This is a genomic window from Micromonospora sp. WMMD980 (genome assembly GCF_029626035.1).
Lineage (GTDB): Bacteria > Actinomycetota > Actinomycetes > Mycobacteriales > Micromonosporaceae > Micromonospora.
Genome location: NZ_JARUBE010000003.1, coordinates 1,682,667 through 1,695,846, shown reverse-complemented (window position 1 = coordinate 1,695,846; position 13,180 = coordinate 1,682,667). Strand labels below are relative to the sequence as shown.

The 13,180-nt window shown below is 74.9% G+C and carries 12 protein-coding genes and 1 pseudogene; 6 read left to right on the top strand and 7 right to left on the bottom strand.

Going from position 1 to position 13,180, the window contains the following annotated elements:
* The first annotated feature begins 156 nt into the window (after window positions 1-156).
* Window positions 157-2,586, top strand: coding sequence for an adenylate/guanylate cyclase domain-containing protein (locus tag O7618_RS08190; protein ID WP_278105388.1), 2,430 nt, complete (start codon window positions 157-159; stop codon window positions 2,584-2,586).
* Between the two features lie 89 nt (window positions 2,587-2,675).
* Here O7618_RS08190 and paaI read toward each other — a convergent pair whose 3' ends face one another.
* Both paaI and paaK read right to left on the bottom strand, forming a co-directional pair.
* Window positions 2,676-3,095 carry a hydroxyphenylacetyl-CoA thioesterase PaaI gene (gene paaI / locus O7618_RS08185; protein ID WP_278105386.1) on the bottom strand — a complete coding sequence of 140 codons (420 nt, stop codon included), beginning with the start codon at window positions 3,093-3,095 and terminating at the stop codon, window positions 2,676-2,678.
* A 1-nt stretch (window position 3,096) separates the two neighbouring features.
* Window positions 3,097-4,404: a phenylacetate--CoA ligase PaaK gene (gene paaK / locus O7618_RS08180; RefSeq protein ID WP_278105384.1), complete on the bottom strand. Its 1,308-nt coding sequence runs from the start codon at window positions 4,402-4,404 to the stop codon at window positions 3,097-3,099.
* Window positions 4,405-4,735: 331 nt separating this feature from the next.
* Here paaK and O7618_RS08175 point away from each other — a divergent pair, with 331 nt between their 5' ends.
* From O7618_RS08175 to O7618_RS08165, 3 genes are all read left to right on the top strand, one after another.
* Complete coding sequence (locus tag O7618_RS08175; protein WP_278105383.1) at window positions 4,736-5,227, top strand: CrcB family protein; 492 nt, start codon at window positions 4,736-4,738, stop codon at window positions 5,225-5,227.
* Entirely contained in the window at window positions 5,224-5,586 is a 363-nt protein-coding gene (locus O7618_RS08170; RefSeq protein ID WP_278105382.1) for a CrcB family protein, read from the top strand. The genes O7618_RS08175 and O7618_RS08170 overlap by 4 nt, the downstream gene beginning before the upstream one ends.
* A gap of 62 nt (window positions 5,587-5,648) precedes the next feature.
* Complete coding sequence (locus O7618_RS08165) at window positions 5,649-6,353, top strand: MBL fold metallo-hydrolase (RefSeq protein WP_278105380.1); 705 nt, start codon at window positions 5,649-5,651, stop codon at window positions 6,351-6,353.
* A gap of 13 nt (window positions 6,354-6,366) precedes the next feature.
* Here the strand turns inward: O7618_RS08165 and O7618_RS08160 are convergent, their stop codons facing one another.
* Together O7618_RS08160 and O7618_RS08155 are read right to left on the bottom strand one after the other, a co-directional pair.
* Complete coding sequence (locus tag O7618_RS08160) at window positions 6,367-6,699, bottom strand: hypothetical protein (RefSeq protein ID WP_269691438.1); 333 nt, start codon at window positions 6,697-6,699, stop codon at window positions 6,367-6,369.
* An 89-nt stretch (window positions 6,700-6,788) separates the two neighbouring features.
* The gene (locus O7618_RS08155) at window positions 6,789-8,024 is read right to left on the bottom strand and encodes an MFS transporter (RefSeq protein ID WP_278105379.1); all 1,236 of its coding nucleotides are present in this window, start codon (window positions 8,022-8,024) and stop codon (window positions 6,789-6,791) included.
* 117 nt (window positions 8,025-8,141) lie between these two features.
* On the opposite strand from O7618_RS08155, the gene O7618_RS08150 reads away from it, so the two are divergent.
* On the top strand, window positions 8,142-9,131 hold the full coding sequence (locus O7618_RS08150) for a LacI family DNA-binding transcriptional regulator (protein WP_278105378.1): 990 nt from the start codon (window positions 8,142-8,144) through the stop codon (window positions 9,129-9,131).
* A gap of 11 nt (window positions 9,132-9,142) precedes the next feature.
* On the opposite strand, the gene O7618_RS08145 is transcribed toward O7618_RS08150, so the two are convergent.
* From O7618_RS08145 to O7618_RS08135, 3 genes and pseudogenes are all read right to left on the bottom strand, one after another.
* Window positions 9,143-10,282, bottom strand: coding sequence for an FUSC family protein (locus O7618_RS08145; RefSeq protein WP_278105377.1), 1,140 nt, complete (start codon window positions 10,280-10,282; stop codon window positions 9,143-9,145).
* A 441-nt stretch (window positions 10,283-10,723) separates the two neighbouring features.
* Window positions 10,724-10,915: a DUF397 domain-containing protein gene (locus tag O7618_RS08140; protein ID WP_278105376.1), complete on the bottom strand. Its 192-nt coding sequence runs from the start codon at window positions 10,913-10,915 to the stop codon at window positions 10,724-10,726.
* Window positions 10,906-11,046, bottom strand: a pseudogene (locus O7618_RS08135) (XRE family transcriptional regulator); the annotation flags it as partial. The pseudogene O7618_RS08135 and the gene O7618_RS08140, both read right to left, overlap by 10 nt.
* A gap of 849 nt (window positions 11,047-11,895) precedes the next feature.
* Between O7618_RS08135 and O7618_RS08130 the strand changes: the two are divergent.
* The gene (locus tag O7618_RS08130) at window positions 11,896-13,176 is read left to right on the top strand and encodes an IS701 family transposase (RefSeq protein WP_278103967.1); all 1,281 of its coding nucleotides are present in this window, start codon (window positions 11,896-11,898) and stop codon (window positions 13,174-13,176) included.
* The last annotated feature ends 4 nt before the right edge of the window (window positions 13,177-13,180 follow it).

The following is a 13,180-nucleotide window of genomic DNA, read 5'->3' as shown; positions in this document are numbered from 1 at the left end:
TCTACGGCCTCAGGGCCCCACTCGTACTCCTCGCGTCGACAAACCGACTAACGGTTGCGCGTGCCCGACATACGTCGTCCTACCGATCCCCCGACGACCCGGTGGTGAAAGTGTCCGGAGGTCGTCGGGCACCGGACCAGGGAAAGGGTGGGTGCGATGGTGATCACCACGCCCGTGGGGAGTCGGGAAGCCGTCAGCGCGGCGCGCTGGCCACTGCCGGAGGAGCGCCGCACCGTCACCGTCCTCTTCGTCGACATCGTCGGGTCGACCGCCCTGGTGGAGCGGCTCGACCCGGAGGACGTGCGGACGCTGCAACGGGTCTACTTCGGCACCGTGGCCGGTGTGCTGCGCCGCTGGCGGGGCGTGGTGGAGAAGTACGTCGGCGACGCGGTGATGGCGTTGTTCGGCGCGCCCGACTGCGACGGCTTCGACGCGTACCGGGCGGTGCGGGCCGGGCTGGAGATCCAGGCGGCCCTGGACCGGCGGTCGCCGGGCGACGCCCGGCTGCGGGTACGGGTCGGGGTGGCGACCGGCGAGGTGCTCGTCGACCTGACCGGGGCCCGCGACGGCGGGCACGGCGCGGCCAGCGGCGCGGTGATCACCACCGCGGCCCGGCTCCAGGAGTACGCGCCGCCCGGCGCCGTGGTGGTCTGCCCGACCACCCGGCGGGCGATCGCCGGCCTGGTGGACCAGCGTCCACACGCCACCGCGACGCTCGCCGGCAAGGCGGCCCCGCTGGACGTGTGGCGGGTCACGGGGCTGTCGCGGCACCGGCCGGCCCGGCACCGCGGCCCGCTGGTCGGCCGTCGCCGCGAGCTGGCGGGCGCGGCCGACGCGGTGACCCGGGCGCTGCGGGAGCACCGTCCACGGTGGATCTCGCTGACCGGGCCGCCCGGCAGCGGTCGCAGCCGGCTGCTGCACGAGCTGACCCGGGCCGTGGCGCGGGTGGACGGCACCGCGGTGCGCTGGTGCGTGACGCACTGCCCGCCGTACCCGGACGGGGATCTCGCGCCGCTGGCCGACCTGGTCCGCGCGCTGCTCACGCAGGACGCGACCGGCGTCCGTCCCCGGCTCCCCCACGTCGGGAGGTCGACGACCAGTCCCGCGCTGGCCGCGTTCCTCGCCACGCCGCGTGACGCCGCGGCGGGCGCCCGGGCCGCGACGGCCTGCCGCGAACTCCTGCTCGACCGCGCTGCCGGAGGCCCGGTGGTGGTGGCCGTGGACGACCTGGACCGCGCCGCGCCGGCGCTGCACCGCTTCCTGCGCCAGTTGCACGCCACGGCCGGCGACCGGGGGCTGGCGCTGGCGGTGGTCACCACGCACGGCGCCGGGCGCGCCGACCCGTGGTCCGGCCCGGTCGGCCGGCGACACCGGGTGTGGTTGCCGCCGCTGGGCGTCCGCGAGACCGGTCGCCTGCTGCGACACCTGCTCGACCGGGCCAACCGTCCCGCCGCCCTGGCCGCGCGGCTGCTGCCGCTGGTCGGCGGCAACCCGGGCGTGGCCGCCGCCTACGCCACGGCCGACCCGGCCGACGAGCCGGCCGGGGTGCCCGCCGCGGTGCGCCGGCTGGTGGACGCCCGGCTGGACGCGCTGGACGGCCGGCAACGCGCGGTGCTGATGGCCGGTGCGGCGCTGGGCGGCCCGATCGTCGCCGCCACCGTCGAACGGATGCTCGGGTGGCCGGCCGGGCACGCCGGGCCGGTGCTGCACACCCTGGCCGCGACCGGTCTGCTCGGCCGCACCGACGCCGCCCCGGTCGCGCTCGCCGGCGGGGCCGGCTGGACGATCGTCGAGCCGGTGGTGACCCGGGTGGCCGCCCACCGGCTGCCGCGGGCGGCGCGGGCGGACTTCGCCCGCCGGCTGGTCGGCGGCGACCCCGTCCAGGCCCACCGCACCGACCGACCGCTCCCGCTCGCCGGCGCCCGGCCCGGGCGCAACGCCGGACCCGGTGTGAACGGTCGGCCGGCTGCCGCCGTCCGGTCGCGCGCCAACTCCGGGCCCGCAGCCGGCGGGACGCGGAGTACCGCCGGCGGAACGGGCGCCGGTCTCGTGACCGCCGACGTCGTGGGGGGTGCCGGCGCCACGCTCGACGCCGGCATCGCGACGGTCGCCGGCCTCGATCCCGGCGCCGGCATCGTGGGGGGTGCCGGCGCCGGGCGAGGGGCCGCCGACGCGCCGGCCACCGGGCCGGGTCCGGTCGCGGCCCGACCACCGGCGGGGTGGTCGGGCGATGCTCCCGCCGTGCGCCTCGCGGCGGGCACCGGGGTCGGCGTCCCGGATCGGGACGCCGACGAGCGGGCGAGCTGCCCGCTCGCGGTGGGACGGTCGCGCCGGTCGGGTGGAGGGGCCCGACCGGCGACCGTCCCGCCGTCCCGTCCGGTCGGGGCCGGCGCGGCTCTGGGCCTACCGGAGTACGCCGGGTCCGGCGCGGGCAGGGCCGGGCCACCGTCGAGGGCCGCCCCGGTCGACACGCCGACCGCCGCCGGTCCGGCCGCGGCGGCGCACCCGCTCGAGCGGGCCGCCCGCCTGTCCGAACCGGTTGGCCGACGCGTCTCGTCGGGTGCCCCGCTGGGGCTGGTGGCCTGACCGGTCCGGGTCGGAGCGGGCACGGGGCCACTCCGACCCGGACCTGGGCGCCGCCCGGTGTCGAGCGGCCCCCGGCGCTGCGAAGCGTGTCACGAAGGGTCCCCGCCTCGCAGCATGCGACTGCGGCCCCGGAACTCGGCCACCACCTCGTCGCCGCGCCGCACGGTGACGTCGTAGATCCCGCTGCGCCCGTGCCGGACCCGTTCGGTGGCGGACGCCTCCAGCAGGTCGCCCTCGCGCACCGGGCGCAGGAAGCTGATCTCGCCGCCGGCGGCCACGGTGACCGGCCCGTGGCTGTTGCAGGCCAGGGCGAACGCGGTGTCGGCGAGCAGGAACACGAAGCCGCCGTGGCCGATCGAGTGCCCGTTGAGCATCGCCGCGGTGACCCGCATCCGGGCCACCGCCGCGCCGTCGCCGGCCGAGACCAGCTCGATGCCGAGCCCCTTCGACGCCACGTCGGCGTCGAACATGTCGTGGGCCGCGGTGCGACCGCCGCCGTCCCCGGCCATCTCAGCGCTCCCGCCGCTGGTCGACGATGCGGCGCATCTTGCCCATCGAGCGCTCCACCCCGTCCGGCTCGATCACCCGGACCGCCACGGAGACCCCGATGGTGTTCTTGACCTGCTCGACCAGGGCCGCCCCGGCCCGCTCGGCCTCGTCCAGCGCGGCGCCGGGGCGCCGTTCCACGTGCACGGTGAGGGTGTCCAGCCGCCCCCGCCGGCCCAGCACGCACTGGAAGTGCGGCGACAGGGCCGGGGTACGCAGGATCAGCTCCTCGATCTGGGTCGGGAAGACGTTCACCCCGCGCAGGATCATCATGTCGTCGGTGCGCCCGGCGATCTTCTCGATCCGCCGCATCGGGCGGGCCGTGCCGGGCAGCAGCCGGGTCAGGTCACGGGTGCGGTAGCGGACCACCGGCATGGCCTCCTTGGTCAGCGAGGTCAGCACCAGCTCACCCCGTTCACCGTCGGGCAGCACCGCGCCGGTGACCGGGTCGATGATCTCCGGATAGAAGTGGTCCTCCCACAGGTGCAGGCCGTCCTTGGTCTCCACGCACTCGACCGCCACCCCGGGCCCCATCACCTCGGAGAGCCCGTAGATGTCGAGCGCGTGCATGTCGAGCCGCTGCTCCAGCTCGCGGCGCATGTCCTCGGTCCACGGCTCGGCACCGAACACGCCGACGCGCAGCGAGGTGGCGCGCGGGTCGACGCCCTGGCGCTCCATCTCGTCCACGATGGCGAGCATGTAGCTGGGCGTGACCATGATGACCTCGGGTTCGAGGTCGCGGATCAGCATGACCTGACGCTGTGTCATGCCGCCGGACACCGGGATCACCGTGCAGCCCAGCTCCTCGGCGCCGTAGTGCGCGCCGAGGCCGCCGGTGAACAGCCCGTAGCCGTACGCGACGTGCACCCGGTCGCCGCGGCGACCGCCGGCGGCCCGGATCGAGCGGGCCATCAACGTGGCCCAGGTGTCCAGGTCGGCCCGGGTGTAGCCGACCACCGTGGGGCGCCCGGTGGTGCCGGAGGAGGCGTGCAGCCGGGCGATCCGCTCCCGGGGTACGGCGAACATGCCGAACGGGTAGTTCTCCCGCAGCTCGGCCTTGGCGGTGAACGGGAAGCGGGCCAGGTCGGCCAGGTCGCGGACGTCGCCGGGGTGCGCGCCGGCGTCGTCGAACGCGCGGCGATAGTGCGGCACGTGGTCGTACGCGTGCCGCAGCGACCGGCGCAGCCGGTCCAGTTGGAGGGCCCGCAGCTCGTCGACGCCGATCCGCTCGACGGGATCCAGCTCGTCCGGACGAGGGGTGCGGTCCTGCACGGTGGCCTCCTGCGCGACGGGCCCGACGCCGCCGCGCCGGGCGGGATGCCGATCACCGTACGCCCGTACGGCCCGTCCTGCCAGGTCAGCGCCGCCGCCTGCGGAGGTCAGCGAACGGCCGCAGGCGGCGGCACGCCGACGAGCGGAGCCAGCGGTTCGGCGAGCACCTGACCGTGGTTCCCGCTCCCTGGCGGGGCGCGTGGGGCCGGCGGGGCGCGGGGTGGACGGGGTCGGGTTATGCTCGGGGTGAGCGGCGGTGGGGCCCGCCGTCCCGGCCCGACCGGGAGAACCGCGACGTCGCCGACGGTCCCTGCCAGTGATGCCCGTCCTGGTGGGAGGCACCGTGAACCGACCGCCCGAACCCCGCGTCGACCCCGACGTCGACCTCCGCGTACCCGCCGACCGGGCGGAACTGACCGCGCACCCGGCCGCCGTGCTGGGAGTGATCGCCGCCGGTGGCGCGCTGGGCGCGCTGGCCCGCGCCGGCGCCCAGGCCGCCGTGCCGCACCCGCCCACCGGCTTCCCGTGGGCCACGTTCGGCGTCAACGTCACCGGCTGCCTGCTGATCGGCGCGCTGATGGCGGTGCTCACCACCCGCCCGGCCGGCCCGCTCGTGCGGCCGTTCCTCGGCGTCGGGGTGCTCGGTGGGTTCACCACGTTCTCCGCGTACGCGGTCGACGCGCAGCGCCTGGTGACGGCCGGGGCGCCGGGCACCGCGCTGGCCTACCTGGGGGCGACCGTGCTGGCCGCGCTGCTGGCGGTCGCCGCCGGGGACGCGGTGACCGGCCGGCTGCTGGCCGTCCGGCACGGGGTGACCCGGTGACGGTTCTGCTGATCGTGCTCGGCGCGGCGCTCGGCGCCCCGCTGCGCTACCTCACCGACCGGGCGGTGCAGGCCCGCCACGACTCGGCGTTCCCGTGGGGCACGCTGACCGTCAACGTGGCCGGCTCGCTGCTGCTCGGGGCGGTCCTGGCGGCGTCGGCCGATCCGGCGACCACCGCGCTCGTCGGCACCGGCTTCTGCGGCGCGCTCACCACCTGGTCCACCCTGAGCTACGAGACGCTGCGGCTGGCCCGCTCCGGCCCGCGCCCGTACGCCTACGCGAACGTGCTCGTCAGCGCGGTCGCGGGCCTCGGCGCGGCCTTCCTCGGGTACGCGCTGGTCACCGCGTTCGTCGGTTGACGGGGCTGCCGGCGGGGGCGGGTCGGCGGTAGCATCCGGCGGAGCTGCGAGAGGATTCCGCCATGGAGCCGCGCCACCTGGCCGACCGGGTCTGGTTGTTCCCCGGCGATCCCGATCCGGGCGCGGTCCGGCCCACCGTGGCGGTGGTCGCCGACGACCGGGGCAGCGTGCTCGTCGATGCCGGCAACAGTCCGGCGCACGCCCGGGAGATCCGCGCCGGGCTCGCCGCCGCCCGGCTGCCCGAGCCGCGTTGGCTGGTCTACACCCACCACCACTGGGACCACGTCTGGGGCGCCTGCGCCTGGCCGGGCGTGGAGATCGTCGGGCACGAGGCCGGCGTCGACCCGCTGCGCGCCGAGGCGGCCCGCCCGTGGAGCCACCGGCACCTGCGGGAGCAGGTCCGGGCCGAGCCCCGGCTCGGCCCCAGCTACCGGGCCCGGGCGCTCGCGGTGGACGACTGGGACGGCTTCACGGTGCTGCCGCCGACCCGCACCTTCGCCGACGAGCTGATGCTGCCCACCGGCGTGGTGCTGCGACACGTCGGTGGCCGGCACGCGCCCGACTCGACGGTGGTGCTGGTGCCGGACTCGCGGGTGCTGCTGCTCGGCGACTGCTGGTACCCGCCGCCGCTGCACGAGCGCACCCCGACCGACGGGCCGGACCTGGAGTTGGCCCGCGGCCTGCTCTCCGAGCACGTCGAGTGGTATGTCTCCGCGCACGACGAGCCGCTGCGCCGGGACCAGGCCCGCGCCGCGCTGGGCGACTGAGGGAGCGGCACCGTCAGCGCTTGCGGCGTTCCGGGTGCGCCCGATTCCAGGCCCGCATCCGCTCCGGGTAGCCGGTGCGGGCCGCCTCGTAGAGGGGCACCGCGTGCCGCTGGGCGATCTTGCCGGCGACCCGGGGCGAACCGGTGCGGCGGCGGATCCACTCCCCGTCGTGGGCGATGGCGACCACCGTGGTGTCGGTGGCGGTGGTCTCCGGTTCCAGATAGAACTCGACCCCGCGCCGGCTGGTCACGAACGCCTCCAGCTGCGCCAGGTCCTCCCGGTTCGCCTCGCGGTCGAGCTTCGTCGGGGTCGTCGGGTCGGCGGCTCGTCGACTGAACCAACCCATGCCCGCCTCCTCTCCTCGGCGTCCGTCCCAGTGCAGCACGCGCGCCTGGCAGGCGCCTGGGAGCACGGTGGGAGTCGGCTGGGTCGCGCTCAGCCGGCCGGGCTCCTCGCGGCCGGCGGCTGGCGGAGCACCGGCACGAGCGCGAGCGTGGGCAGCAGGAGCAGCGGCACCACGCCGAGCGCGTTGAGCACGCCGAAGTGGTCGCCGAGGAAGCCGAGCAGCGGCGGGCCGGCGAGGAACGCGGTGTAGCCGATGACCGCGACCACGCTGACCCGGGCCGGCGCCCGGTCCTCGTCGTCGGCGGCGGCGCTCATCCCCACCGGGAAGCCGAGGGACGCGCCGATCCCCCAGAGCGCCACGCCGACCACGGCGAGCGGGCCGGAGCCGGCCAGCACGGCCAGTGCCGCGCCGGCGGCGGCGAGCCCGATGGTGCCGAACAGCACCGGCACCCGCCCCCAGCGGTCGATGGCGACCGTGCCGGCGGTGCGCCCGAGCGTCATGCCGACCACGAACACGCCGAACACGGCGGCGCCGACCGCCTCGTCGACCCCGTACCCGTCGACGAACGCCACCGCCAGCCAGTCGTTGGCGCTGCCCTCGGTGAACGCCATGACCAGCACCAGCAGGCCCACCAGCAGGGTGCGCGGCTCCCGCCAGGCGGCCAACAGCGCACGCCGCCGGGCCGCCGGCGCGCCCGCGTCGGTCGACTCGGCCGGCGCGGACAGGAACGCCCGGGCGCCGAGCAGCGTGCCGCCGAGGATCAGCGCGGCCAGCACCGGCAGGTGCACCCCGATCGGTACGCCGAGCCGGGCGGCGCCGGCGCCGAGCCCGGCGCCGGCCACCGAGCCGAGGCTCCAGGCGGCGTGGAAACGCGGCATGATCGTCCGGCCGAGTCGTTTCTCCACGGCCGCGCCCTCGACGTTCATCGCCACGTCGCACAGGCCGGAGCCGAAGCCGAACGCGGCGAGCCCGAGCCCGACGCCGACCACCCAGCCGGCCAGCCCGGTGGCGAGACCGGCCACCGTCATGCCGAGCGCGACCAGCACGGTCGCCACGACCACCGTGCGGGCCGGGCCGAGCCGCTGGGTGACCAGGCCGGCGGCCGGCATGGCCAGCAGCGCGCCCATCGACATGCAGAGCAGCAGCAGGCCGAGCCGGCCCGGGCTGAGGCCGAGCGCCTCCCGGGCCGCCGGCACCCGGGAGAACCAGCTCGCCACCGCGAGCCCGTTGAGGGCGAAGACGACGGCGACGCCGGTCCGCGCGGCCAGCACCGGCCGGGACACCGGTGGCCGCCGCGCGGCCGGCGCGTCGAGAGTGTCGCTCACGTGCGGTCGTCCTTCCCCCGAATGGTTCCCGACGACGATCGCACACCTGAGAGCGCTACCACCACAAGCCCGCCCGCCCCTTACCCGCCGGGGTCCGGACCGGGCATGATGCGAACCATGGGTACGCCTGCCGCACGACCCGCCACGCTCGACGACGTGGCCCGGGCCGCCGGGGTGTCCCGGGCCACCGCCTCGCGGGTGCTCGGTGGCTACGGCTTCGCCTCGGCGGCCGCCCGGGCCCGCGTGAGCGCCGCCGCCGAGCGCCTCGACTACGTGCCGGACCTGACCGCCCGCGCGCTGGTGCGCGGTGCCGGCGTACGGCTGGTGGTGGCCGTGGTGGGCCGCGACGACCGGGTCTTCGACGACCCGTACGTGCACCGCGTGGTGAGCGCCGCGTCGCGGGTCTGCGGCCCGCACGGCGTCGGGGTGGCACTGGAGTGGCTGCCGCTGGCCGACCCGTCCGGCCTGCGCCGGCTCGGCGCCGACCGGGGGGTCTGCGGGGTGATCCTGGTGAACACCACGCAGGCGGCGCTGGACGCGGTGCCGGCCCGGCTGCGCGGCCGGGTGGTCTCCATCGGGCGTGGTTCGGCGACCGTGCCGTCGTTCGACGTGGACAACGCCGCGGGCGCCGGCGCGGTGCTGCGTCACCTGCACGCCACCGGCCGCCGACGCATCGCCATGGTCACCGGCCCGCGCTGGCTGACCTGCGCGGAGCGGTCGGTGACGGCGTACCGCGAACTGATGCGCGCCTCGGGAGAGCCGGCCCGGCTGGTGACCGGCGACTTCACGGCGGCCCGGGGCGGATCGGCGGCGCTTGCGGCGTTGCGCCGGTGGCCGGACCTGGACGCGATCTACGCGGCCAGCGACGCGACCGCGTTCGGCGTGATCGCCGCGTTGCGCGGGCGGGGCGTGGGGGTGCCGCACGACGTGGCGGTCGCCGGCTTCGACGACCTGCCGTACGCGGCGATGAGCAGCCCGGCGCTGACCACCGCCACCCATCCGGTCGACCGGATCGCCGCCGCCGCGGCCACGGCCGTGCTGACGCAGGCGCCGGCGGCGCCGAGCACCGCGTTCGCCTCGACGCTGGTGACCCGGGAGAGCGCCTGAGGTGACGCCGGTCAGCGCTCCGGCCCGGTGACCGCCGCGTCGACCCGGCTGAGCACCGTCGCGTCGTCGTCCACGCCCACCCCGCGCAGCAGGTCGATGGCGGTGGCCCGGACCTGGCCGATGATCATCGCGAGCGGCAGGCCCGGGCCGGCGGTGAAGAGCCGACCGGCCGACCGCACCGCCTCCAGTGCCGCCGCGTCGGCGCGGGTGGCGTGCCCGTCGGCGACCTCCTCCTGGCCGCCGAGGTCGGCGGCGAGCGCGTCGCCGGCCGCGCGTACCGCCTCGGCCAGCGTGCGGACGGTGCCGCCCAGGTCGGCCGGGACCGGCGCGGCGCCACGGGTGAACGTGACCGCGGCCCGGGCCAGCACGCGGACGTTGCGCACGGCGTAGTCGATCTGGCGGATGGAACCCTCCACCGAGCGCAGGCGGCCGAGGTGGCGGCGGCGCCGGACGTTGAGCCGGAGCGCCTCGCCGGCGGCCTGGACCGCGCCGCGCAGCCGCTCGACCCCGGCGTCGGCGTGCCGGGCCCGGTCCAGCGCGGCCAAAGCGGCCTGGTCGTCGGCGTCGTCGAGCGCGGTTGCGATGTCGTCGAGCACGTCGGCCAGCTCGGCGAACGTGTGCCGGAACTCGGCGACCAGCGGGGCCAGCGGCCGGCGGGCGTCGACGAGCTGGCTGGCGACCACCGCCACCGCGCCGCCGATCAGCGCGTCGACGAACCGGAACGGGATCAGCGACTCGGTCGGCGGGGACACCACGACCAGGTAGAGCGCGGATACCGCGGCCTGCACCACGGTGACCGAGCTGGCGCCGACCGCCACCGCCAGCGCGACGGTGAGCAGGATGACGGTGAACACGGTCCAGGTGGTGCGCGGGCCGAGCGCCTGCACCACCAGGTCGGCGACGAGCACGCCGGCGGCGACACCGAGCACCACCTCGACCGCGCGACGGATCCGCTGGCCGCGCGCCTGGCCGAGCACGATCAGCGCGGCGGCGGGGGCGAAGAACGGCTGCGGGTGCCCGACGATCCGGGTGGCGAGCATCCAGGCGACGGTGGCCGCCACCGTCGCCTCGACCACCGGCAGCCAGCCCCACCGCAGCCGCCCGGCCGCCGCCCGCACCGTCGCGCCCCGGCCTCTGGTCGCCGTCGCCATCGCCCACTCCCCCTGTCGCTTCATCCCATCCTGCGCCCACCACACTGAGCGGCCCGACCACCCGCGCAATGTCGCAGTTGCGGCCACGGAGGCAGCGCGTTCGTTCCGCTTGTCCGAGCGAGACCGCAAGATCACGGGGGGTGCGGGTCGGCGGGCGACCAGGAGCAGCGGGCCCGGACCTCCCAGCAGTTAGCTGACACCCTCCCGCCCAGCGCCGTCTCGGTGCCCGGTCAGGCTGCGCCTCGGCACCTCCGCCCAGGTGGAGAGCGGGCGTCGGGTAACCGGCGCCACTGCCCGGACAGCGTGAAGCCGATGTCGCCGAGCTGCCCCAGCCCGTTGCCGTTGCCGTCGGCGGCCCAGAACCCCGCCTCCGTCCGCCGCCTGACATGGCAGAGCGCCCCGGAGCCGCACAGGTCCGGGGCGCTCTCGGTGCCAGGTGGGTCAGCCGCGCTCGGCGACCTGAGCGATGAACGCCCGCCAGGACGCCGGCGCGAAGGCGAGCACCGGACCGGTCGAGTCCTTCGAGTCCCGCACGCCGACGACGCCGGGAAGATTGTCGGCGACCTCGACGCAGTCGCCACCGTTGTTGCCGCTCTTCGTGCTCTTGCGCCACTGCGCGCCGGTCATGTCCATGATGCTGCCGCTTCTCTGATGAGGTCCAGGGACTGCGCACGCGATAGAGCCTCGCCGCGCACACGCTCCCATCGTCGGTTAAGCGTAACAATGTCTTCCGCCTGCTGAATGATCTGCGCTGGGCCTTGGCTGTAGTCAAGCGTCTATAGAAGCCAGTAGGTCGGGTTTTTGACAATCGCATGGCTGACATCGGGCTCACGAGTTAGACAGGGCGGTGCGTGTTGCTGGCGTACGTGGGGGTGATCAGGGAATGTGCAAAACGTGTGCCGTCCAGGACGACCCAACACTCCGCCTCCACTTCCGCCGAGTTGGAGGTGCGCCTGATCATGCCGCTACGGACGCACCACGTCGGTGACTACCCGCATAATCTGGCCTGCTAGCGCTTCTACCCTGCGTTATCAATTGCTCAAGCGTTGCGATCACGCCTCTGGGTGCCTAGCCGCGCGGACACCCTCGTCATGGGAGCGCGATGTCAGACAGGAAGCCGTTACCCCTGGAGCAACGCGGCAACCCGCCCATCGTTCCCAGTCAAAGAACCCCCGAGGACGCACCGTCTACAAGGACCTGGACCGCGCCGCCTGAACTCGTCGGTAGCACCTCGCCCATGCGTGTGGCCTTGAGCGTCTTGGCTGGGGGAGAACATAGGTGCGCAATGCACCTTGCGGTTAAGTCGAGACCAGGACTTAAGCCTTCCGCTTGGCCCCGTCGAGACAAGCCGCCGGTCCCGGTGCGGCTCGTTATGGACGTATTGGACGCTGTGGAGTTCAACCGCCAACCGCTTGACGAGGCGCTGAACTCGGTGTTTGCGAAGCAGCCGCTTCACGAAGGTCTAGTACGGCAGCCGCCGTTTGAGATGTTGCTGGTGGGGGTCGGTAGACGAGGTGCGGCCACCGCGTGATCGTCTGTCTGCTGTGGACATAACTTCAGATCTGGCGGTGGCCGCGTGCCACAGCGTAGACCCTGCCCGGTGGCGGCAGGTCCTGGCCGGGGTGTGCGATGCGTTCGCGGGACGGTTCGGGCGGGTGGAGCCGCGGCGGGCGGCGGCGGCGTTCGTGACAGGGCTGCTCACGAATATCGAAATCAAGACGTGTTGGCAGTTGGCGGAGCAGGCCGGGCATGGCCGGCCGGACGCGATGCAGAGGTTGCTGTATCGGGCGAAGTGGGACGCCGACGCGGTGCGTGACGACGTGCGACAGGTCGTCGTCGACCGGCTTGGCGACCCCGACGGGGTCCTCGTCGTTGACGAGACCGGCGATCTGAAAAAAGGTGTGCACACCGTCGGTGTCCAGCGCCAATACACCGGCACCGCCGGGCGGATCGAGAACGCGCAGGTTGGCGTGTTCCTGGCCTACGCGAGCAGACACGGCCACACCCTGATCGACCGCCGGGTCTACCTACCGAAGTCCTGGACCGACGATCGACAGCGGTGTGAGCAGGCCGGCGTCCCGGACGACGTCGCGTTCGCCACCCGATCCGAGCTGGCCGACGACATGATCACCGCCGCTGTTCAAGCCCTGGTCCCGGCCCGATGGGTCGCTGCGGACGAGGCCTACGGCAACAACACTCGGCTGCGGGGTGAACTGCGCAAACTGCGCCTCGGCTACGTCCTGGCGGTCTCCTGCGATCATCTCGTGCCGATCGACGGCGGGAAGACCCGTTGTCGCGCCGACCGGCTGGCCGCCGACCTGCCTGCCACCGCGTGGACCCGGCGCAGTGCCGGCGACGGGTCGAAAGGGCCACGGTTCTACGACTGGGCATGGCTGACCGACGTCGGCGCCGACGGCGACTCGGACGACGACGGCCGGCACAGTCTGCTGATCCGCCGCAACAACACCACCGGTGAGCTGGCCTTCTACCGTTGCTGGACACCCGGCCCGGCCACCCTCGCCCAGCTCGTGCGGGTAGCGGGAGTTCGTTGGGTCGTGGAGGAATCGTTCCAGGCCGGAAAGGGTCAGGTCGGTCTTGACCAGCACCAAGTCCGCCGCTGGACGTCCTGGCACCGGTTCACCACCCTGGCCCTGGCAGCCCTCGCGGTCCTCGCGATCTGCGCCGCCGACGCCCGAACAGCAGACCGTCACGGTCAACCCGACATGATCGAGCTGACCGTCAACGAGATCCGCCGCCTGATCAACATCCTGCTCATCCGGCCGACCCGCAGCATCGCCTACCGTTTGCGCTGGTCAACATGGCGACGCCGACACCAAGCACGAGCCAAACGAGCCCACTACGCCCGCCGCCTCAACCTCGAATTCCCACCATGATCAC